This is a genomic window from Bradyrhizobium sp. 197, assembly GCF_023073375.1.
Taxonomy (GTDB): domain Bacteria; phylum Pseudomonadota; class Alphaproteobacteria; order Rhizobiales; family Xanthobacteraceae; genus Bradyrhizobium.
This window is the reverse complement of sequence record NZ_JADPJJ010000074.1, coordinates 133,360-154,148: the sequence shown is the minus strand read 5'-3', so window position 1 is coordinate 154,148 and position 20,789 is coordinate 133,360. Positions and strand designations below refer to the sequence as shown.

Sequence of the window (20,789 nt, the reverse complement as noted above, 5' to 3'; positions counted from 1 at the left end):
TTAATGAGTTTTTGCGCTGCTGGCTGAGCGGTTTCCTTCTCCCCTTTTGCAAGGGAGAAGGTGAGGCCTTCGCTGTCTATCAATCCATCTGTTCCCACAGCCGATGGGCGAGCACGCCGGCCCGCTTCTCGATCGCGGCCGCCGCATCGAGCGCGAGGTCCTCGCGATAGCGCCCGGCGATGAGCTGCACGCCGATCGGCTTGCCATCGTGCAGCGTCACCGGCACCACGGCGCCCGGCAAACCCAGCACGTTGATCGCGGAGATGAAGCGGATCTCGCCCCAGAAGATCTCGCGCACGCGTTCGGCACTGACGGTGTCTTCACGCGGGCCCGGCGTCGGCTTCACCGTGGTCGGCGCCAGCACCACCGGATATTCCTCGAAGAACAGCTGCCAGGCGCGGATGTGGCCGTTGCGCGCGGCAGTCGCCTGCATCCAGGCCTTGAGGTCGAGCACATTGGCCTTGGCCTTCATGCCGCCCCACGCCTTGTGGAAGTCTTCAGACGTCACCTTCAGCATGCCGGCCTCCTGCAACACCATCGTCTCGTTGGTGATGATGTCGCACCAGGTCTGCCAGACGCCGTCGATGTCGGGCACATCGACCTCGTTGACCCGATAGCCGGAACGCTCCAGATGATCGGCGGCCTGACGCAACGCCGTGCGCACGGACGGATCGACGTCCATGTCTTCAGGAATCTTGGCGAGCGCTACCTTGATCGGCCCCTTCGGCTTCGGTCCCACCAGCGGCGCCGGCACCCACCAGGGATCGCGCGGATCGCGCTGGCTCATCACTTCCAGCGCGAGCCTGATGTCGGCGACGTGGCGGGCGAGCGGCCCCTGCGCCGACATCAGATGCGCCAGCATCGGCCGCTCGGCGGTTGCGCTTGCGTTGAACGCCGGAATACGACCCTGCGTCGGCTTGATGGTCGTAACGCCGTTGCAATGCGCCGGCCAGCGCAGCGAGCCGCCGATGTCGTTGCCGTGCGCGATGGTGCCGATGCCGGCGGCGACCGCCGAACCCGCGCCGCCCGAGGAGCCACCGCAGGTGATATCAGGATCCCAGGGATTGAGCGTCAGCCCGTGCAGGGGATTGTCGGTGAAGCCGCGGAAAGAGAATTCCGGGGTGTTGGTGAGGCCGATAACGACCGCGCCGGCCTTCTTCAGGTTGCGCACCACGGGCGAATCCGACGGCGCAACGAGATCCTTGTTCGCCGGCACGCCGTTGAAGTTCGGACGGCCTTCGTAATCGACATTCTCTTTGATCGTGATCGGTACGCCGTGCAGGAGGCCGAGTTCGCCGCCCTTCGCGCGCTGCTTGTCGGCCGCATGCGCCGCAGCCAGCGCCTCCTCCGAGAGATCGACGACGACGGCGTTCAGCCTCGGATTGACGGCACGCATCCGCTCGAGATGCGCCTCGACGGTCTCGACCGCGGAGATGGCGCCGGAGCGGATTGCGGCTGCGGTCTCGACCGCCGACCATTGCCAGGCCGGCCCTTTCGGGCGGCGTGGTGCCGATGATTTGCGCGGGGCGGCCTTCTTGACCGGCTTCGTTGCAGCCTTCGCAACCATGCCCTTGCGAACGGCGCTTTTCTTGCTGGAGGTCTTTGCTGCTTTCTTCGCAGCACTTTTCTTCCTGGTCGCCGTTTTCTTCGCCACGTCGCATCTCCTCAAATTGCGCTGCGGAAGTTATGGAGGTCACGCGCCCGTGTACAGGCGCGTTTCTGCATGGCGCGCCGCCGCGGCCGAAGGCGCGCGAGACACGCCCATGAACCTTTAGGTGTTTTCCCATGACCCATGTATTGGTTGAACAACGGAACGAACTACCGCAAAGATTGCCGCGTCGCGACCGAGTTTTTGACGCCCCCATTTGGACAGCGACCAATCGGAGCATTTGCCTGCAGCCGCATAGTATCGCCATGTCGGCAGCGATCGCCGATGGAAGCGTGTCGCGGACCGGATGGCGCCTCGCGCTCGACCAACGGGGTATGCGACGTCTTGCCGTCCGAGAATTCCTCTAGCGTCAAGACGAAATCGAAATGGGAACGCCACGGAGTGAATTCGCGGTCGAACCTCTCATAGGACGCAACCGGCGATCTCTTGACGCGGAACACAGAGTCGGAATTGAGGTACTGGGCATGGAGGATACCAAGCGCAGCGGCACAGCTTGCACTCCTTGTCGCAGAACTTTTCGAAGGTGCTGGAGCGATGGTAAGGATCGGATACGCCGCAAGGGTTCATCACTTCTCGCCAGCCTACAGATCAAGAACCAGGCGATCGCCTTTGCAGCCGCCACAGCATACCATCATCGATTTATTCGCGGCCTTTTCCTCGGCGCTCAACACAGAATCCCGGTGGTCCGGCTCGCCGGCGAGGACCTGCGTTTCGCATGAACCGCAAACACCCTGCTCGCACGATACCGGCACCTCGACACCGACCCGGCGGAGCGCATCGACGATGCGCTCGCCCGGCTCGACCCTGACGATGCGGCCGCTGCCGGCGAGTTCGACGTCAAAGCCACCGCTCCGCGCCGCTTCGTGCCTGGCCGAGAAATATTCGAGATGCACGCATTCCTTCGGTCGGACAGCGAAAATCCGTTCGAATGCTTGCATCATCGGCTTCGGCCCGCAGCAATAGAAATGCGTGTCCACCGGCGCACCGGCCTCGATGCTTGCGAGATCGAGTACCGAGCCGGCCTCTTCGTCGATGTGGAGATGAACATTCGGATCACCCGACAATTCATCGAGAAACGCAACTTCGGATTCGGCGCGAGCCGCGAAGTAGAGTCGATGCGTCAAGCCGAGCTGCGCGGCGCGGCGCTTCATGCTGATGATGGGCGTGACGCCGATCCCGCCTGCGATGAACACGCTGTTCCGCGCGATTTCGACCAGCGGAAAGTTGTTGCGCGGTCCTGATATCCGGATGTCGTCGCCAACTCGCAGCTTCTCGAAAATGAAGGCTGAGCCGCCCAGGCCCGCGTGCTCGCGTTTCACGCCGATCTGAATTCTGCCCGCACCGCCCTTGCCGAGTACAACCGAATATTGCCGAGTCAAGCCGTTGGGCAGGTGCACGTCGATGTGCGCGCCCGGCGACGCCTCGGGCAAGGGCGAGCCATTGGCCGATCGCAATGTGACCAGCCATATGTCCTTCGCGACTTCGACGATTCCGGCGACGGTAACCGCGAGATGGTTGAGCGGCTCGGCCAGTGAAATCGGCTGATCGCGCTTGGCTTCCCGGTCCTCGCCTGTCATGACCTCGACATGCATGGTCTTGAGACCGCGCAGCGCGTTGTTGATGCCCCATTGCTCGTCACGGATGAAGAAACGGGTGACGCGCTTCGCCAGGGCCTGCAACAAGCACGTGATTTCGAGACGAGCAAGATGCATCCCGACGCAGATATGCGGGCCGAACCCGAAGCCGATATGGTCCCGTGTGTCGCGACGCACATCGAATATCTCGGGGCTTTTCCAGGCACGTTCATCCCGGTTCGCAGAGGCATAAAGCAGCAACATCCGCGTGCCCGCTGGCAACTGGACACCGTCGAACTCTGCATCCCGCGTGAGCACGCGGGTGAAGCCGCGCACGGGCGACTCCCATCGAATGCCTTCATTGATCGCGCCCGATATGAGGCTCCAGTCGCGTCGCACCAAGTCCCATTGATCCGGAAATCTTGCGAACGCGCGCACGATGTTCCCCGTGGCAAAGATGGTGGTGTCGAGGCTCGGGCTAATATAATCACGCATCATGGCCGGACATTTGTCGCGCGGAATATCACCACGTTCCGCCGCCCTCCAGATCGCGGCGGCCCAGCCATCGGGGCGCAGCGATCCGATCGTCGCCGGGTTCCTGCAATAGGCGTGCAGCTCTTCGATCTTCGGCATGGCCGCCTGCGCACGTCCATTCATGGGTCCGAGCGCATCGAAGGTCGCGCCCGCCCATTTCAGCATGTTGCCGCGGCCTTCCTCAGGCAGACCGACAAGGCGCGAGACGATCGTGACCGGTAGATATTGCGCCAGTTCGCTCATGACCTCGAATTCGCCCAGCCGGACGAGACGCTCGACAACGGCCTCAGCCTCGTCCTTCACCGATGGCGATATTTTGCGCAGCGCGGGAACTGTGAGCGGCTCGCGGATAATCGAGCGCATGCGCGTGTGATCAGGAGGATCGCTTGTGATGGTGTTACCGAGGCCGGCGGTATTAAGTACATCGTTGGCAGCGACGCCCTTGGCGCTCGAAAACAGTTCGTGATTCAGCAGTGCAGCCTTCACATCGGCATGGCGACTTATGGCCCACAGATTGTGCTTAGGCAGATACACGACCGAACCGAGTTCGCGGATGGCTCGATAATGATCGTAAGGATCGAGGATCACCTCGTCGGAGTAGAGGTCAACATCGTAAGATGACGAGTGGAGCGCACCGGGCGCATTCATATCGCGCTCTCCGTCCACGGATCGACTGCGAAGTTCTCCAGATTGGCGCTAAGAGCGCATTCGAGCTCTGCAAACGACACGTCCCGGACGGATCCGGCGCCGGCGAGTTTTAGCGCATGTGCAGCCGCCTGCCCCATCGCGAAGCATGGACCCATCACGCGCACCGAGGCAAGGGCTGCCGTGTCTCCATCGATGCAGCGCCCGGCTGCGACGAGATTGTCGGCGTCGCGATGGATCATGCTGGAAAGCGGCACATAGTGCATGTGGTCTGGATCTTCAAACTCTTCCCAATAGACGCGCTCGGCGGAGTTGTGGGCCTCGACGGGCCAGGTGCAGCGAGCCACCGCGTCCTTCGGTCGCCGGCCGCCGCGCACTTCATCAAGGGTGAGATGATGATCGGCCACGTACCAGCGTGTCTGACGAATGCCTGGCTGCCCGTAGGATCGGATGCGGGCGTTGGCCATAACTTCAGGGTACTCCGATTTGAAGAATTCCATCAGCACATCGGCTTGGTCCTTGCCCGCCAAAGCCGCATCGGCGGCGGCGATCGGTTCTGTGGGATTGGGGATGTGCGTCATGTTGACGGTTGCGATATCACGGCCGGGGTATTTGAAAATGAACCCGTCCCTGCGGGGCAAACCGAATTCGCTACTGCGGCGCTGCAAGGCTTCCTCGACCTTGAACCCGTCGATCAGGTCGGCCTTGTCAACGTCGAAGCCTTCTATGATGAACATCTGAGTTCCCCATTGTGCTTCGTTGGGTTCGCGCACCGGAAGTCCCGCGTGCCATGCGACGGTGGAATCTCCGGAAGCATCGATGAATCCGTGAGCGGAGATTTTGAGGTCGCCCCAGCGGGTCGCCACATCAAGCGTCGTGACCCGACGGTCCACCATAGAGGCGTTGCGGACCACGCCTCCGAGAACGAGTTCCACCCCGGCGTCGCGAAGCGCACGTTCGGTCCAGCGCCCCGTCAACGCTTCATCATATTGCAGCACCAGCGTATTCAGAGCGCGACGCGCATGAATAGCATTGCGCTGCCAAAGGTCCTTCAGCAGGTCGTCGACAGGACCGAATGTGAGCCGGCGTGGCCGCGGTCCATTGTCGTAGAGCCCGCAGATCGTTCCAAGCAATGTCCCGACCAACTGCCCGCCGACATTTGGCATCGCTTCAACAAGGACGGTCTTGAGACCGAGTCTTGCGGCTGTCAGTGCCGCCATCGAACCTGCAGCACCGCTGCCGACGACGCAAATGTCTGCTTGCAGTCTTGTGGCTCCAGACGCCCTGGAAACGATATGAGTTGCAGAGTTCATCGCCATTTCAGCAGCGCCTTTTCGAGCCGGCCGAGCAGCCAGGAAATCACCAGCCCTGTCGCCGAGAGCAGGAGAACGCCCGCCACGAGCCGGTCCGTCTGCATGAGATTTCCGGCGAGCAGGATCAGCGCGCCGATGCCATATTCGGCACCGATCATTTCGGCAGACACCAGGAGGATCAGCGCGATCGCCGCACTGATCCGAAACCCGGCAAGGACGCCGGGAAGCGAGCCAGGCAGGATGATCTTGAACACTATGGAGCGCCAGGAAAGTCCGAAGCTTTGTCCCATGCGGATCAGGCCGCGCGGAACATTGTCCACGGCGCTGAATGTGCTGATCACGGTCGGCGAGAAGACGCCGAGGACGATAACGGCGGTCTTGGAACTCTCTCCGATGCCGAGCCATACGATCAGCAACGGCAGGATGGCGATCATTGGAATGGGATAAAGCCCGGAGACGATGGGCAGCGCGCCGGCCCGGGCGATCGAGAAAACACCCATGGCGCAGCCGACGATCAGTCCCATGATCGTGCCGATGAGCCATCCGCTCGCCACGCGCGAGAGCGAAGCGGACACCTGGCTCGTGAAATCGTCGGCGGCCGCCATCTTGAGGAGTGCGCTTCCGACCTGAACCGGGCTGGGGAGGACCAACGGTGAAAGATATCCGGACGCTGCCGCCAGCTGCCAGATCGCCATAAGGCCGATGATCGCCGCCCAGCCGATCCAGGCATTCGGCCGAGGGTCGAATCCGCCACCACGGAATCTGACGACCGCTTCCGGGCCTTCATCCTTAGAACCCGTGGAGTTGCGCTGGGACGCGTCCTGCACCAGTTCGAGTGCGCTAGACATCGGCAACCTCGCGATCCGCCATCACGGCTTCTGCCTTGATCAGCGACCAGAGTTCATTGTGCAGTCTCGCCATTTCGGCCGCGGATTCCGGAAGCACACGCTGGTCGCGCGGGATGTCGACTGGGACGATCTTCTTGAGCCGGCCGGGCCTCCGCGAAAGCACGACGACCTTGTCTCCGACCCTCAGCGCCTCATCGAGGTTGTGTGTCACCCAGATGCCGGTGGCGGATTCGCGCCGGAAAATCTCGAGCAAGTCCTCGATCAGAAGGTCACGTGTCTGGGCGTCTAGCGCGGACAGGGGTTCGTCCAACAGCAACACCGCCGGGGTGACGGCAATCGCGCGCGCAATGCCGACACGTTGCTTCATGCCGCCCGATAGTTGCCTGGGCAGGGCCTCCGCGAAGTCCGAAAGCCCGCACATCGTTAGCGCGCGGCCGACGCGCGAGGCGAGTTCGCCTGCCGGAAGCTTGTGCTCTTCGAGCGCAAGGGCCACGTTTCCCCTGACCGTGCGCCAGGGCAACAAAGCGAAATCCTGGAACACGTAGGTCAGCGGATTGAGCGAACCCGCGGGAGGCGCCCCGCGCAGCCTGACTTCGCCGGATGAAGGCGCGATCAGCCCTCCGATGATGCCTAAAAGGGTCGATTTGCCGCAACCCGAGGGACCAATCAGGCAGACCACCTCCCCGCTTTTGACATCAAAGCTGACGTTCTGAAGGGCATTGGTGCCGCCATACCAATGCGAGATCGCAGCAACCGACAGATCCATGGCTCGCTTCCTCTCTCGACTTCCTCAGGGAGGATCGACGGCTATTTAAAGTTTTCCTTCACGACCTCTACGAAGGACGCATCGGCAACTTTGTCGACGGTGACGCCGGCATCGACAAAACCGCGGGCCTTGTACCAGTCGAGCTGCGCGGCGACGTTGGCGATATTGTAGCTGGCCTGCTTGTTGACATAGGGCAGGCCATCCATCACCACGGCCCGCGAGGTGTTGGTGTACTTTTCAATGATTGGGAAAAGCGCTTCAGCATCCTTGCCGAAGACATGCTTGCCACCAGCGTCGAGATGATTGAATGCCGCGTCGTATTCGGCCGTTGCGCGCTTATAGGCCTTGATGAAATGCTCTACCACGCTGCGGCGCTTGTCGATCATGTCCTTGGATGCGATGACGCCGGACACCTGCCACGGTGTTTCCGCCGCAACCCAACCAAGTAGTTTAACCGCGCCTCCCGCGCTCAGCGGATTGGCAACGAAGGATGGCAGCGCCGCAGCATCGACCGCGCTGGACTTGACGGCGCCAACCATGTTGGCGACCGACTGCAGTGGAACGACCGAAACGGCCTTGTTGTCCCAGCCATATTTGTCGGTGAGCATTCCAACATTGTAGTGGAACGTCGAACCGAGCTGCGTTACCCCGAAACGCTTGCCCGGCAAGTCCCTGATGCTCCTGAGGCCTTTGTCGTAAGCCTCGTTGGAAGCAACGACACCGATGAACTGATAGCCACGCTCCTCCCAGGCTTCCCCTGCGATGATGCGCAACGTACCCTGACCGGCCAGATTATACATGCCGGCCGTGAACCCGGTGACGCCGATATCGCAAGCGCCCGCCGAAACGGCCACGGCGACGGGTTGCGCGGCATCGAAATAGGCAAGGGTGATGTCGAGCCCTTCGTCTGCGTAGTAGCCTTTCTCGACGGCAATGAAATTTGCGGCCGACGAGGTGAACCTCAACCCACAGACCTTCACGGGATCGGCTGCGTGGGCAACCGAAGCCAGAGTCGAGATCGCGCAGGCCACAAGCCCAGCAATCGTGCGGTTTCTCATGAGAGATCCTCCCGTTTCCTTTTGGTTGGTTGGAAACAGAGAAGCCTGCTCAGACCTATTGACACAATGAAAGCTTTTGCCATCCTCTATGCCTTGAAGGCATAGCAATTAGTGACGACATGACTGCCGACAGGACGAGTGAAGATTCCGTCGAATACGGACAAGTCAGGAAAACCGCTGCGGACAGGCGGCGCCTGAGCCTCCGCCAGATTGAGGTGTTCCGGGCGGTTATGGCGTCAGGCACCTTGAATGGCGCGGCCAAAGTCCTGGCCACCACGCAGCCCAGCGTTTCGCGCATCGTACAGCGTTGCGAGGACATTCTCGGTTTGACCCTGTTCAAGCGAACCAAGGGGCGGCTTGTCCCCACAGGGGAGGCCATTCGGCTGCTGGGTTTGGCAAGCAAGGTCTTCGATGAGCTGGACGAGCTAGGGAATGCGGTTGAGCGCCTCGTCAACGGAGACGGAGGACTATTTCGAATCGGCGCCACCGGCAGCCCGGGTCGTGCGGTGGTGCCCAACGTCATCGCCCGCATGCACGAGGACCTTCCGAAGCTGCAGTTTCATATCGATGTTCTGATGTTGGAGCAGATCATCGACTACCTGCTCCTCCAAAAGGGAGAGTGTGTAGTTTCTATCTTTCCAGTAGCTCACCCTTTGATCGAAAGCGTGCCCGTGCGTCCATGCAAACTCGTTGCGCTTGTTCCGTCTGCTGATCCGTTGGCGGCTTTCGACAAACTGACGGCTACGGACCTCAAGGACAAGTTCTTGATCCTTTTTGAGCCTCATACGCCCCACGGCTCGATCGCGGAAAAGCAGTTTAGAGAAATTGGGATCGAGCCGCACGTTGGCATACGGGTCCGCCATATCGAAACGGCGATAGGCCTTGTGCACGAAGGCGTTGGGATAGCAATCGTCGACGATGTCGCGGTCGTCGGTGAGACCGGCCGACGCTTCAGCACGATAGACATCGATGGCAGTCCGGCCCTTTCGGTGCATCTGAGCTGGAACCGTGAACAGTCGCAGTCGCAGATGTTTCGGCATTTCAGGCGGCTGCTTCACCTACCCGCGCAATGAGGGACGCCTGCCAGCACGCACTCGACATTGCCAGCCGGAATCCGCAGCCTGGACTTTCGCCGCCGGCGGTCCTTCTCGATACTGACTAATTTTCTTCTCGGGTTTTGAGCGGCCCGAGACATAGGTGACAGGTCGTACCGGACACATGGGTTACACTTTTCGCTTTTTTGCGAGCGGGAGGTGTGGATGCCGTGGAAAGCGAGTTCGGTTATGGAAGAACGCCTGCGCTTTGTCGCCCGCCTGTTGGACGGGGAGGCCATGACGGACGTGTGCCGGGATTTCGGCGTCTCGCGCAAGACCGGCTACAAGATGTTCGATCGCTACAAGGAGCACGGTCTTGAGGCCCTGAGCGATCGCTCGCGGCGGCCGGTGCGCTACGCCAACCAGCTGCCGGAGCAGCTCGAGAGCCTGATTGTCCGGCTCAAGGGCGAGAAGCCGCACTGGGGCGCGCGCAAGATCCGGGAACTGCTGGTCCGACGGCTGGACGGCGATATCCGGGTTCCGGCCAAAAGTACCATCCATGCGGTGCTCGACCGCCATGACCTGGTCAAGCGCGCCGGCGGGCCGCGCCACCGCGCGCGCGGCACGCCGCTCTCCGCGGGCACGGGACCCAACGAGCTGTGGTGCGCCGACTTCAAGGGCGAGTTCAAGCTCGGCAATGGGCGGTACTGCTATCCGCTGACCGTCACCGATCATGCCTCGCGCTTCCTGCTGTTGTGCGAGGCGCTCGATTCCACGCGCGAAGAGCCTGCCATTACCGCCTTTGAACGGCTGTTCCGCGAGCGTGGCTTGCCGTTCGCCATCCGCTCCGACAACGGCGTGCCCTTTGCCAGTCCCAATGCCCTGTTCAATCTCTCAAAGCTCGCGGTCTGGTGGCTGAGGCTCGGCATCGTCATCGAACGCATCAAGCCCGGCCATCCACAGCAGAACGGCCGCCACGAGCGCATGCACCTCACCCTCAAGAAGGAGACGACCCGTCCGCCGGGCGCCAACAGCCTGCAGCAGCAGGACCGCTTCGACGCCTTCGTCCGCGAGTTCAATACCGAACGGCCGCATGAGGCGCTGCAGATGAAATGCTCCGCCGAACTCTATCGCGCCTCACCACGCCGTTACGATGGCTTGCCCGAGTTGATCTATCCGTTCCACGATCGCGAGGTTCTCGTGACCGCTTGCGGGCGCCTTTGCCTGCATCGCAAGCGAATCAACATCTCGACCGTGCTGGCCGGCCAGAAACTCGGCATCAAGGAGGTCGACGACAGCATTTGGCTCGTCAGCTTCATGCACGATGATCTGGGATACTTCGACCTGGAGCAGAAAACCCTGCAACCCCTCGACAACCCGTTCGGCACGAGGTTGTCACCCATGTCTTAGGGACGACCTGTTACCGATGTCTCCGGGCTGGACAGTTGACGATTGGCGGAGAGAGTGGGATTCGAACCCACGGTACGGTTTCCCGCACACACGCTTTCCAAGCGTGCGCCTTAAGCCACTCGGCCATCTCTCCGGAGCGCACTCTCTTGAAGGGGCGCCGATGATTTTGCAAGGGATCGCGGGGAAATCGGGTTAAATTTCCGTAAGATCTTGTATTTCATAGATAATATCGGACGCGGCCTCAGCGCTCGGAACCCGCTACGGGCCGAACCGGCGGCAGGTTTGGGGCGACGATTCACTTGAGAATGCCCAACCACGACCGGGAGCACCATGACCATCCGTAACGCCATCATCGCGCTGAGCCTGATTTCGGCCCTTGCCGCCGCCTTCGCCGGACCGGCCGCTGCACAAATCTGCACCCGGCAAGGGGTCGACGTGAGCTGCGACGACGGACGGCGCGGGATGCTTTCGGGCGATGCCATCCTCTGGCCCGACGGCACGCGCTCGAGCTCGGCGCCGCACCAGAGCGTAATCATCGGCAACAAAAGCTCAGTGCATGTCGGGCCTGGCCTGTTTGTCGGCCAGGGCAAGGGCATGGTGCCGCTGGACGATCCGAACGCGCCGAACAAGCGGCGATGCGCGATTTTGGAGGGCGTGTCGTATTGCTATTGACGGGCTGTAGCCACTCACCTCGGCCTTTCCCCAGAAGAACCGGGCGAGCAAGAGCTAAATCAACCGCACACCTGAGATCGCGGACTTCAGCCAGCGCAACGCCTGAGGCGGCTGTGCTTCGAGCGGCGCCACCGCGGCCTTTTCGGTCCGGCACTTCTCCAACTCGGCGACAAAATCCGCCGACCATTGCTGGATGGTGTGGCCGCGCAGCTTCTTCATCATCGCTTCCCAGCGCATCTTGCGCTCGGTGAGCGGCATCGCGGCCGCGACCGCGACCGCGCGCGCCATGCCGTCGATGTCGTGCGGATTGACCAGGAGGGCAGTGTCGAGCTCGTTGGCCGCGCCGGCGAATTTCGACAGCACCAGCACGCCGGGATCGGCCGGATTTTGCGCGGCGACGTATTCCTTGGCGACCAGATTCATGCCGTCATGCAGCGGCGTCACCACGCCGATCTGCGCGGTGCGGTAGAGACCCGAGAGCACGGCCTGGCTAAATCCCTTGTTGAGATAGCGGATCGGTGTCCAGTCGGCCTCGCCGTGGCGCCCGTTGACGTCGGACACGAGACGCGCGACCTCGCTCTGGAGATTGCCATAGGCCTCGATGGCACCGCGCGAGGGATTTGCGATCTGCAACAGCGAGATGCTGCGCGCAAACTGCGGATGCTCGGTCCAGAGCCGGTCGAATGCGCTGATGCGGTTGACGAGGCCCTTGGAATAATCGAGCCGGTCGACGCCGATTGCCAGCCGCTCGCCGTTGAGACTGCGGCGCAGCCGCGACACGTCCGGATGCGAAACCGACTTCGCCGCATATTGCGCGAACTTCTCGGCATCGATGCCGATCGGAAAGACTTCGCAACGAGTTCGGCCATACTGCGAAATCGCGACCCCGTCCTCGACAACGAGGCCCAGTTCACCCGCCACATAGCCGAGAAAATTCTGGCAATCGTCATTGGTCTGGAAGCCGAGCAGATCGTAGGCCAGCATCGCCGTGATCAGCTCGCGATGATTGGGCACGCCCTGCATCACCGCTGCGACCGGCCACGGCGTGTGCAGGAAGAAGCCGATCGGGTCGTCGACGCCGAGATGGCGCAGTTCCGCGCCGAGCGCGAGGAAATGATAGTCCTGCACCCAGAACGCCGTTTGTGCTTTCCGGAAGCGCATCAAGGCGCGCGCCATGAAGGCGTTGACCTCGCGATAGCTCACATAGTCATCACGCGAGACGCGGATCAGGTCGCTGCGCGAGTGCAGCGCCGGCCACAAGGCTGAGTTGGCAAAGCCTTCGTAGTAGCCGCCATAATGCGCCGCCGGCAGATCCAGCGTTGCGATCGCACCCGAACCCAGTGCTTCAATCTCGGCAAACGGTTCCTTTTGATGGCCATCCCGCACGCGACCTGAGGAACCCACCCAGATTGCGCCTGAATTCTCAACGACCGGAAGCAACGCAGCCGCGAGCCCGCCCGTCATCGGCTCGTTAGGTTTGCCGCGCGCAACACGATTTGAAACGACGATTAAGTTCACAGGTCGTCCCCTCCTGTTCATTCCACCCCATTTAACTGCCGTTCATCAATATGGTTCCTGATCATCATTTCTTCGGATTGAAACCAAAATCAGGCGCGCGCGTTGGAACCAGTTTTTCCTGATGGGAACATGCCGATTTCGTTCAACAAAAACCGGTTTGGTGGCCGGGACATGCAGCACGAATAGCGCGCGCACCGGAACCATTGCGAGCGCCCAATGTGGCTTCGAGGTGTCGGCGCCTTATTCCAACCTTGTGTCGTCGAGCAGACGCGCGAGGAACGTGCGCACATCGTTCGGCGCATCGAAATGGCCGTCGACGCCGATGGCGCGGCGGCCCACCGAGAACGAGAGCCCGTTCATGTCGGGCATGATCGCGAACACGGTCTCGTCGGTGACGTCGTCGCCGATGAAGATCGGGCGGCGCCCCTTGAATGGCTCGTGCGTCATCAACTCGCGCACGCCGGTCGCCTTGGTGAAACCGGAATGCTTGATCTCGCAGACGAACTTGCCCGGCAGCACCTCGATCGGCGCATTGGGCAGGTCGGCGCGGATCAGCGAAACGGATTCATAGATCGCTTTCTCCGCATGTGGCGCGAGGCGGTAGTGCAGCGCCAGCGAATAACCCTTGTCCTCGAGCAGAATGCCGGGACTGAGCTTGGCAACCGCCGCGAGCCGCCGCTTCAACTCCTTGTCCAGCGGCGGCGCGCTGACGGCATCGGCTTCGTTGTCCACCGAAAGCCGCATCTCCGCGCCGTGGCCGGCGACGGCGCGGAATACATCGGGCGCGAAGATCAGATCGATGTCGTTGAGCGAACGGCCGCTGACCATCGCAAGCGCGCCCGACGTGCGCTCCGTCAGCCGGTTCAGCGTTTCCGACAGGCTTGGCGGCACCCACACCTCACGCGGCGTCGGCATCAGGTCGAGCAGCGTCCCGTCGATGTCGAGCAGAATCGCTGTCTCGTTGAGATGCGGCACGAGTGCGTGAGGCACCGGCACCGCATCGGGCGCTTCAATGTCGACCATGGTGCGCTTTTGATCCAGTTCAGCCAGTTCCGATTTCATAATCTACTCCATAGACGCAAGCGGCCGCGCGATTTCTTCGAGCGATTTGCGTTCCGATGAGACGGCATAGCGCCATGCCACGATCGCGGCCGCGATCATCAGGAATGCCCCCAGCAAATAGCCGGCAAACACGCTGGTGCGTGATCCCGTGTCGATCAGCACGCCGAATAGCGCGGGGCCGATTACGCCGCCGATGCCGGTGCCGACCGCGTAGAACACCGCGATCGCCAGCGCGCGGACCTCCAGGGGGAAAGTCTCGCTGACGGTGAGATAGGCGGCGCTCGCGGCGGGCGAGGCAAAGAAGAAAATCACCATCCACGCGATAGTCTGCTCCTGTGCGCTCAGCGCGCCGATCGAAAACAGATAGCCGGACAGCGCCAGCAACAGGCCCGACGCGCCATAGGTGAACATGATCATGATGCGGCGGCCGAGCGTATCGAACAGCCGGCCGAGCAGCAACGGACCAAGGAAATTTCCGGCGGCGAAGGGGAGCAGATACCAGCCGACATGATCGGCGCTGATCCCGTAAAAATCGGTCAGCACCAGCGCGAAGGTGAAGAAGATGGCATTGTAGAAGAAGGCCTGCGCGATCATCAGCACGAGGCCGACCATCGCCCGCTGGCGATAGACCGAGAACAGCGTGTGCACGACCTCCCGGATCGGTGTGTGATCCCGCATCTTCAGCCGGATCTTGGTAAAACGCCCGTCGCTCGTATCCTGGTCGCGCCCGATCACCGAGCGCTCGATCTCGTCGACGATCTTGTGGGCCCGGTCGGGATGGCCGTGGATCATCAGCCAGCGCGGGCTCTCCGGAATCCACATCCGCATCAAGAGCACGACGAGGCCGATGGCCGCGCCGATGAGATAAGCAAGGCGCCAGCCGAGATCGGGACCGATCACAGCGGGATCGAGCAGCACGATGGCCGCCACCGCGCCCATGGCAGCACCGATCCAGAAGCTGCCATTGATGACGAGATCGGTCCAGCCGCGATAGCGCGCCGGTACCAGTTCCTGGATGGTCGAATTGATCGCGGTGTATTCGCCGCCGATGCCCGCGCCGGTGAGGAAGCGAAACAGCGCGTAGCTCGCGACATTCCATGACAGAGCCGTCGCGGCCGTTGCCGAGAGATAGAGCGCAAGCGTGATGAAGAACAGCTTCTTGCGGCCGATGCGGTCGGTCAGCCAGCCGAAACCGAGCGCGCCGAGCACAGCACCCGCAAGATAGGCGGAATTGGCGACGCCGAGATCGAGATTGGAGAAACGCATCGTGGGACTCTGCTTCAGCGCGCCGGAGAGCGCGCCGGCCAGCGTCACCTCGAGGCCATCCAGAATCCAGGTGATGCCGAGCGCGAGCACGACGCGCGTGTGAAAGCCGCTCCACGGCAGCGCGTCGAGTCGTGAGGGAATGCTGGTCTCGATGATGCGATCGACCGCGGTCGCCGTGGAGACCACAGGTCCATCATTCGGCGCTGGGCTTCGCTGCAATTCCATCGCGTTGTTGCATCTGACCAATGGACGCCCCGGCACGGGAGGTGGACGCGGTCGATCCGATCAAGGGGGTGCGGCATTCCGCCTGCCACCTGCGACAACGTCTGCGGCGAGGGCAGGTTCCCGTGGAACGACCGTTCGCGCCGCTGGTTTTTGGTGGAGCCGCAAGGAGTTGGCGCATGGCTCATGTCAGAAGGACGACACATTCTCGCAAAACAGCGGCGCGCAAGGGCACCAAACGCGCCTCACCGAAGCGCTGGTCACAGCGGGTGACGAAGGAGAGCGACGCGCTCGACCTCAAACACGGCGTGTTCAAGCTGACCAGCGCGAAGAAGATCGCGACTTCGCTGAAGCGCTCGGCCGAGCACAGCGCGCGCCGCAAGACCGGCGCCTACCGCTCGGCGCTGTCGATGCTGACGTTCTACATCAACCGCGCCGGCAAGACGCTGCCGCAGACGCAGCGCACGCGGCTGGAGCGAGCAAAGGTGGAGCTGAAGCGGGTGTTCGGGAGGGAGTGAGCGCGGAACGCGCGCCTCTCGCTCTGCCGTAACGAAGCCTTACGCCGCCCGGATATTCCCCATGAAGCGGTCGAGTTCGGCGCGCAGCCGGGTGCTTTCGGACGACAGCGTCTTGGCCGAGTGCAGCACCTCTTCCGAGGCCGAGCCGGTCTCGGCGGCGCCGCGATTGACCTGACCGATGTCGGTGGCGGCGGTCTGGGTGCCCTGTGCGACGGTCTGGACGCTGCGCGCGATTTCCTGCGTCGCCGCGCCCTGCTGCTCGACCGCGCTCGCAATCGACGTCGAGATCGACGAGATCTGGCCGATGGTGGCGCCGATCTCCTTGATCGCCGCAACCGATTCGGCGGTCGCGCCCTGCATGCCCGTGATGTGCGAGGAGATCTCGTCGGTGGCCTTCGCGGTCTGGCTCGCGAGCGACTTCACTTCGCTGGCGACCACTGCAAAGCCGCGGCCGGCTTCACCGGCGCGTGCCGCCTCGATGGTGGCATTGAGCGCCAGAAGGTTGGTCTGCTCGGCAATCGCCGTGATGAGCTTGACGACCTCGCCGATCTGCTGGGCGGCGTGCGAGAGCTTGCCGATGCGACCATCGGTCTCCTTCGCCTGCACCACGGCGGCTTCGGCAATGCGGCTGGAATCGCGCACCTGGCGGCCGATCTCTTCGACCGAGGCCGAAAGCTCTTCGGTCGCGGTCGCGACCGACTGCATGTTGCTGGAGGCCTGCTCGGAGACATCGGCGACCTGGCTCGACAGGCTCTGCGTGGTCTCGGCGGTGCGGGTCAACGTCGAGGCCGCCGATTCCAGCTGCACGGCGGAAGCCGAGACGTTGGAGACGATGGCGCCGACCGCGCTCTCGAAATCATCGGCAAAGCGAATCAGCTCGGAACGGCGGCTTGCGGCCTGCTCCCTGTTCTGGACTTCGCTCGCGGCGGCATCGCGCTCGGCCTTGGCCACGGCCTGCATCTTGAACTCCTCGACCGCGCCGGCCATCTCGCCGATCTCGTCCTTGCGGCCCAGGCCCGGCAGCACGACATCGAAATTGCCCGAGGCAAGCTCGCGCATCGCCTTGCACATCGCGATCATCGGACGCGAAATGCCATTGCCCAGCATCCAGGCCAACACGGCGCCAATGGCGAGGCCGCCGAGCGCCATCATCAGCATCGTCCGCTCGGTGTCGCCGATGGTGGCATTGGCGCTCTCCTCGATGCGCTGCTGATCGGCTGAGAGGTCCGACCGCAGCTCGCCCGAGAGTTTCAGGATGGCCGCCGCCGTCTTGGTCATCTCCCCGTTCGACTTGACGATGACCTTCACATTCTCGGTCAGCTTTCCGAACGAGGTGCGGTACTGCTTCAGGAGATTGCCGATCTCGGTGACGCGGTCGGTGATCTTCTGCTCGTTGGCATAGATCGAGACCAGCAGGGTCTCCAGGAACTTGATGCGGGCGGTCACGCCGTCGGCGCTCTTCGGCTCCGGCTTGGCGACGAAGGCGCCGACCGAGGTAGAGACCGCAAGGTATTGCGATGTGATGTCCTTGGCCGTGGTCTGAACGGATGCAAGCCCCGCCAGCGCGGCGGTGTCGGCGAGATCGTCGAACTTGAAGCGGATCTTATTGCCGACGCTGTTGAGCTCATCGGCCGCGATCTTGTTGTTCTCGCGTGTCAACGTGATGATCTCGCTGAACACCTTCGTAAAACGCTGGAACTCGGCTTCGAGCCTGCCGACCTGCTCACGGCGCGCCGCGCCCGTGGTCGCGGCCGTCGACTTGGCGATCGCCGCCTTCAGATTTTGTTCGGCGGCCTTGGCCGCGGTCTCGTCATCCGCCGCGCCGGTCAGCGCATAAGCCCGCGCCAGCCCCTGGTAGCTGATCAGCTCGCGATCGACCGTCCGTGCAAGGTCCGCTTCCGCCACGCTGGCGCGGTAGGAGGCCACGGCGGCCTGGATCCGCTCGAAGCCGAAATAGGCGAAAGCCATGCTGACGGCGAGGATGGCGAGCACCGCCACGAAGCCAAGGATGATTTTTGCGCGAAAGCGCAGGGTGAGCAGCTTCGATGTGTTCGGCTTCGACTTGACGGGCATTCCCCCACCCCATTCCATTCGCGGAAAACCAGGCGCAGCCCGGAAGCAGCCCGCTTCCTGACTCTTCTGCACGTTACGGGGCAAAGGATAAGCGGCGGTAAATTTGTGGCGCCGCAACTAGCGGTTAGGTGACGCGGGGGTGTCTTCATATGATCACTCCCCTCGTCGGAGCGGTTTGACGAAGACGCGGGGTTACCGGCCACGCGCCGCAACTCTTCGCTGAATAATGGGTCTGGCTTCGCCAGGACGACATTGGAAAAGCGACTGCCTACGCCGCCCGGATATTCCCCATGAAGCGGTCGAGTTCGGCGCGCAGCCGGGTGCTTTCGGACGACAGCGTCTTGGCCGAGTGCAGCACCTCTTCCGAGGCCGAGCCGGTCTCGGCGGCGCCGCGGTTGACCTGACCAATGTCGGTGGCGGCGGTCTGGGTGCCCTGTGCGACGGTCTGGACGCTGCGCGCGATTTCCTGCGTCGCCGCGCCCTGCTGCTCCACCGCGCTCGCAATCGACGTCGAGATCGACGAGATCTGGCCGATGGTGGCGCCGATCTCCTTGATCGCCGCAACCGATTCGGCGGTCGCGCCCTGCATGCCCGTGATGTGCGAGGAGATCTCGTCGGTGGCCTTCGCGGTCTGGCTCGCGAGCGACTTCACTTCGCTGGCGACCACTGCAAAGCCGCGGCCGGCTTCACCGGCGCGTGCCGCCTCGATGGTGGCATTGAGCGCCAGAAGGTTGGTCTGCTCGGCAATCGCCGTGATGAGCTTGACGACCTCGCCGATCTGCTGGGCGGCGTGCGAGAGCTTGCCGATGCGACCGTCGGTCTCCTTCGCCTGCACCACGGCGGCTTCGGCAATGCGGCTGGAATCGCGCACCTGGCGGCCGATCTCTTCGACCGAGGCCGAGAGCTCTTCCGTCGCGGTCGCGACCGACTGCATGTTGCTGGAGGCCTGCTCGGAGACGTCGGCGACCTGGCTCGACAGGCTCTGCGTGGTCTCGGCGGTGCGGGTCAACGTCGAGGCCGCCGATTCCAGCTGCACGGCGGAAGCCGAGACGTTGGAGACGATGGCGCCGACCGCGCTCTCGAAATCGTCGGCGAAACGAATCAGCTCGGAACGGCGGCTTGCGGCCTGCTCCCTGTTCTGGACTTCGCTCGTGGCGGCGTCGCGCTCGGCCTTGGCCACGGCCTGCACCTTGAACTCCTCGACCGCGCCGGCCATCTCGCCGACCTCGTCCTTGCGCCCCAGGCCCGGCAGCACGACGTCGAAATTGCCAGAGGCAAGCTCGCGCATCGCCTTGCACATCGCGATCATCGGACGCGAAATGCCGGTGCCGAGCAGGAAGGCGAGGACCGCGCCGAGCAGCGTGCCGCCGATGGCCAGCATCAGCACCAGTTGCTCGGTCTTCCCGATGGTCGCTTCCGATTCGGATTCCAGCCGCTGCTGTTCGGCGACGAGGTCCGCCTTCATCGCGGTGGCGCCCTGAAGGATCGCTCCGGCCGAGCCGCTCATCTCGGTGACGAGATCGTCGACCATCTTGGCGTTGGCGATCAGCTTCTCCAGCGCTTCGCGATAAGCCCCTAACAGCGCCTTGGCCTCCTTCAGGCCGGCGACGATCTTGTCGTCCATGGAATAGACCGCGCCGAGCGAATTCTCGACGAATTTCAGCCGCGCCAGCGCGCTGGTCGCAATCGCCTGCTCGGACGTCAGCACGAAATTGGTCGCCGCCGCGTTCGCGGTCTGGAACTGGGCGTTGACCTGCTTGGTGCCGAACTCGATCGACTGCGCCTCGGAATCGGAGGCGTTGTTGCCGATGTCGTCGAGCTTGTATTTCAGGAGGTTGGCGTTGCGCGTAAGCTGGTTCTGCACCAGCAGCGCGCTGTCACGCTTGGCCTGAAGAACCTTTGCGAAAGTCGCGGAGAAGTTGGAAAACTCCTTTGCGAGCTTGCCCAGGCTTTCCTGGCGCGCCGGCCTCTTGGCGCTCCTGGTGGCCTGGTCGATGGCGTTCTTGAGGTTGGCCTCGGTCTCCAGCGCCGCCTTGGCGTCGTCCTCCTTGCCGGTGACGACGAAATATTTGACGGCCGAGCGATAGGCGAGCAGCTCGCGGTCGATATTGCGGGCGAGATCGGCCTCGGTGACGCTGGCGCGGTAGGACCCGACCCCGGACGAGACCCGCTCGAAACCAAAATAGGAGAAGGCCATACTGCCGGCGGAGATCACCAGCACGGCGGCAAAACCCAGAATGATCTTGGCCCGGAACCTGAGGGTCGGCATTATAGTGCGCTTCGAGGACGACGCGATACGCCCGGACATTCCTACCCCCATTTTCTATTCAGCCGCGATCCGGTGGCGCCCCGCCCCCTGACCTGGCAGCGCAAAACTAAGGCAGAATCGATAAGGGGCGGTAAATTCGGCGCGCCCCGCAGATTTTCGGCTCAACCGGCCAAGGCGGCCCGCATGGGGATATAGAGGCTGGCATCCCACGTCGGCCCGGCGCGGCGTTCCGGATCCCGTCGACTCTTCCCCCAAATCAACGCAGGCCCGTCTGGATCAATGACTTTTCCATGACGAAGGCGACCAAAAATCCTAGTTGCAAAGTTCCGGGTCGCTGT

At 62.7% G+C, this 20,789-nt stretch carries 15 protein-coding genes and 1 tRNA gene; 4 read left to right on the top strand and 12 right to left on the bottom strand.

Annotated features, from left to right (window positions below):
- Positions 1-79: 79 nt before the first annotated feature.
- The 6 genes from IVB27_RS17490 to IVB27_RS17460 all read right to left on the bottom strand — a co-directional run bounded on the left by IVB27_RS17490 (position 80) and on the right by IVB27_RS17460 (position 8,380).
- Complete coding sequence (locus tag IVB27_RS17490) at positions 80-1,654, bottom strand: amidase family protein (RefSeq protein WP_247444625.1); 1,575 nt, start codon at positions 1,652-1,654, stop codon at positions 80-82.
- 596 nt (positions 1,655-2,250) lie between these two features.
- Positions 2,251-4,425: a cytochrome P450/oxidoreductase gene (locus IVB27_RS17480; protein ID WP_247444624.1), complete on the bottom strand. Its 2,175-nt coding sequence runs from the start codon at positions 4,423-4,425 to the stop codon at positions 2,251-2,253.
- The gene (locus tag IVB27_RS17475; protein WP_256468408.1) at positions 4,422-5,735 is read right to left on the bottom strand and encodes an FAD-dependent oxidoreductase; all 1,314 of its coding nucleotides are present in this window, start codon (positions 5,733-5,735) and stop codon (positions 4,422-4,424) included. Before IVB27_RS17475 ends, IVB27_RS17480 begins: the two co-directional genes overlap by 4 nt.
- Positions 5,732-6,583, bottom strand: a complete 852-nt coding sequence (locus IVB27_RS17470) for an ABC transporter permease (RefSeq protein ID WP_247444622.1) — start codon at positions 6,581-6,583, stop codon at positions 5,732-5,734. Before IVB27_RS17470 ends, IVB27_RS17475 begins: the two co-directional genes overlap by 4 nt.
- Entirely contained in the window at positions 6,576-7,349 is a 774-nt protein-coding gene (locus tag IVB27_RS17465; RefSeq protein WP_247444621.1) for an ABC transporter ATP-binding protein, read from the bottom strand. The genes IVB27_RS17470 and IVB27_RS17465 overlap by 8 nt, the downstream gene beginning before the upstream one ends.
- A gap of 41 nt (positions 7,350-7,390) precedes the next feature.
- A complete protein-coding gene (locus IVB27_RS17460) occupies positions 7,391-8,380 on the bottom strand; it encodes an ABC transporter substrate-binding protein (protein WP_247444620.1) in 990 nt (329 codons plus the stop codon).
- 146 nt (positions 8,381-8,526) lie between these two features.
- On the opposite strand from IVB27_RS17460, the gene IVB27_RS17455 reads away from it, so the two are divergent.
- Together IVB27_RS17455 and IVB27_RS17450 are read left to right on the top strand one after the other, a co-directional pair.
- Positions 8,527-9,480, top strand: a complete 954-nt coding sequence (locus tag IVB27_RS17455; protein ID WP_247444619.1) for a LysR family transcriptional regulator — start codon at positions 8,527-8,529, stop codon at positions 9,478-9,480.
- A gap of 186 nt (positions 9,481-9,666) precedes the next feature.
- Positions 9,667-10,851 (top strand): integrase core domain-containing protein, encoded by a 1,185-nt coding sequence (locus IVB27_RS17450; protein WP_247444618.1) that lies wholly within the window; start codon positions 9,667-9,669, stop codon positions 10,849-10,851.
- Between the two features lie 43 nt (positions 10,852-10,894).
- Here the strand turns inward: IVB27_RS17450 and IVB27_RS17445 are convergent.
- A tRNA-Ser gene (locus tag IVB27_RS17445) sits at positions 10,895-10,984 on the bottom strand.
- 197 nt (positions 10,985-11,181) lie between these two features.
- On the opposite strand from IVB27_RS17445, the gene IVB27_RS17440 reads away from it, so the two are divergent.
- Complete coding sequence (locus tag IVB27_RS17440) at positions 11,182-11,523, top strand: hypothetical protein (RefSeq protein ID WP_247444617.1); 342 nt, start codon at positions 11,182-11,184, stop codon at positions 11,521-11,523.
- 54 nt (positions 11,524-11,577) lie between these two features.
- On the opposite strand, the gene IVB27_RS17435 is transcribed toward IVB27_RS17440, so the two are convergent.
- From IVB27_RS17435 to IVB27_RS17425, 3 genes are all read right to left on the bottom strand, one after another.
- Positions 11,578-13,041: a trehalose-6-phosphate synthase gene (locus IVB27_RS17435; RefSeq protein WP_247444616.1), complete on the bottom strand. Its 1,464-nt coding sequence runs from the start codon at positions 13,039-13,041 to the stop codon at positions 11,578-11,580.
- 240 nt (positions 13,042-13,281) lie between these two features.
- On the bottom strand, positions 13,282-14,103 hold the full coding sequence (gene otsB, locus IVB27_RS17430; protein WP_247345041.1) for a trehalose-phosphatase: 822 nt from the start codon (positions 14,101-14,103) through the stop codon (positions 13,282-13,284).
- A 3-nt stretch (positions 14,104-14,106) separates the two neighbouring features.
- The gene (locus IVB27_RS17425; protein ID WP_247444615.1) at positions 14,107-15,594 is read right to left on the bottom strand and encodes an MFS transporter; all 1,488 of its coding nucleotides are present in this window, start codon (positions 15,592-15,594) and stop codon (positions 14,107-14,109) included.
- Positions 15,595-15,770: 176 nt separating this feature from the next.
- Between IVB27_RS17425 and IVB27_RS17420 the strand changes: the two genes are divergently transcribed.
- On the top strand, positions 15,771-16,109 hold the full coding sequence (locus IVB27_RS17420; RefSeq protein WP_247444614.1) for a DUF3175 domain-containing protein: 339 nt from the start codon (positions 15,771-15,773) through the stop codon (positions 16,107-16,109).
- Positions 16,110-16,148: 39 nt separating this feature from the next.
- On the opposite strand, the gene IVB27_RS17415 is transcribed toward IVB27_RS17420, so the two are convergent.
- The gene (locus IVB27_RS17415) at positions 16,149-18,182 is read right to left on the bottom strand and encodes a methyl-accepting chemotaxis protein (RefSeq protein WP_247444613.1); all 2,034 of its coding nucleotides are present in this window, start codon (positions 18,180-18,182) and stop codon (positions 16,149-16,151) included.
- A gap of 268 nt (positions 18,183-18,450) precedes the next feature.
- Complete coding sequence (locus IVB27_RS17410) at positions 18,451-20,490, bottom strand: methyl-accepting chemotaxis protein (RefSeq protein WP_247444612.1); 2,040 nt, start codon at positions 20,488-20,490, stop codon at positions 18,451-18,453.
- Positions 20,491-20,789: the final 299 nt, after the last annotated feature.

Excerpts from the sequence above, each read along its gene's own strand:
- IVB27_RS17480 (WP_247444624.1), bottom strand. The coding sequence starts at position 4,425 with ATGAATGCGCCCGGTGCGCTCCACTCGTCATCTTACGATGTTGACCTC.
- IVB27_RS17475 (WP_256468408.1), bottom strand. The coding sequence starts at position 5,735 with ATGAACTCTGCAACTCATATCGTTTCCAGGGCGTCTGGAGCCACAAGA.
- IVB27_RS17470 (WP_247444622.1), bottom strand. The coding sequence starts at position 6,583 with ATGTCTAGCGCACTCGAACTGGTGCAGGACGCGTCCCAGCGCAACTCC.
- IVB27_RS17465 (WP_247444621.1), bottom strand. The coding sequence starts at position 7,349 with ATGGATCTGTCGGTTGCTGCGATCTCGCATTGGTATGGCGGCACCAAT.
- IVB27_RS17455 (WP_247444619.1), top strand. The coding sequence starts at position 8,527 with ATGACTGCCGACAGGACGAGTGAAGATTCCGTCGAATACGGACAAGTC.
- IVB27_RS17450 (WP_247444618.1), top strand. The coding sequence starts at position 9,667 with ATGCCGTGGAAAGCGAGTTCGGTTATGGAAGAACGCCTGCGCTTTGTC.
- IVB27_RS17440 (WP_247444617.1), top strand. The coding sequence starts at position 11,182 with ATGACCATCCGTAACGCCATCATCGCGCTGAGCCTGATTTCGGCCCTT.
- otsB (WP_247345041.1), bottom strand. The coding sequence starts at position 14,103 with ATGAAATCGGAACTGGCTGAACTGGATCAAAAGCGCACCATGGTCGAC.
- IVB27_RS17425 (WP_247444615.1), bottom strand. The coding sequence starts at position 15,594 with ATGGAATTGCAGCGAAGCCCAGCGCCGAATGATGGACCTGTGGTCTCC.
- IVB27_RS17420 (WP_247444614.1), top strand. The coding sequence starts at position 15,771 with ATGGCTCATGTCAGAAGGACGACACATTCTCGCAAAACAGCGGCGCGC.
- IVB27_RS17415 (WP_247444613.1), bottom strand. The coding sequence starts at position 18,182 with ATGCCCGTCAAGTCGAAGCCGAACACATCGAAGCTGCTCACCCTGCGC.
- IVB27_RS17410 (WP_247444612.1), bottom strand. The coding sequence starts at position 20,490 with ATGTCCGGGCGTATCGCGTCGTCCTCGAAGCGCACTATAATGCCGACC.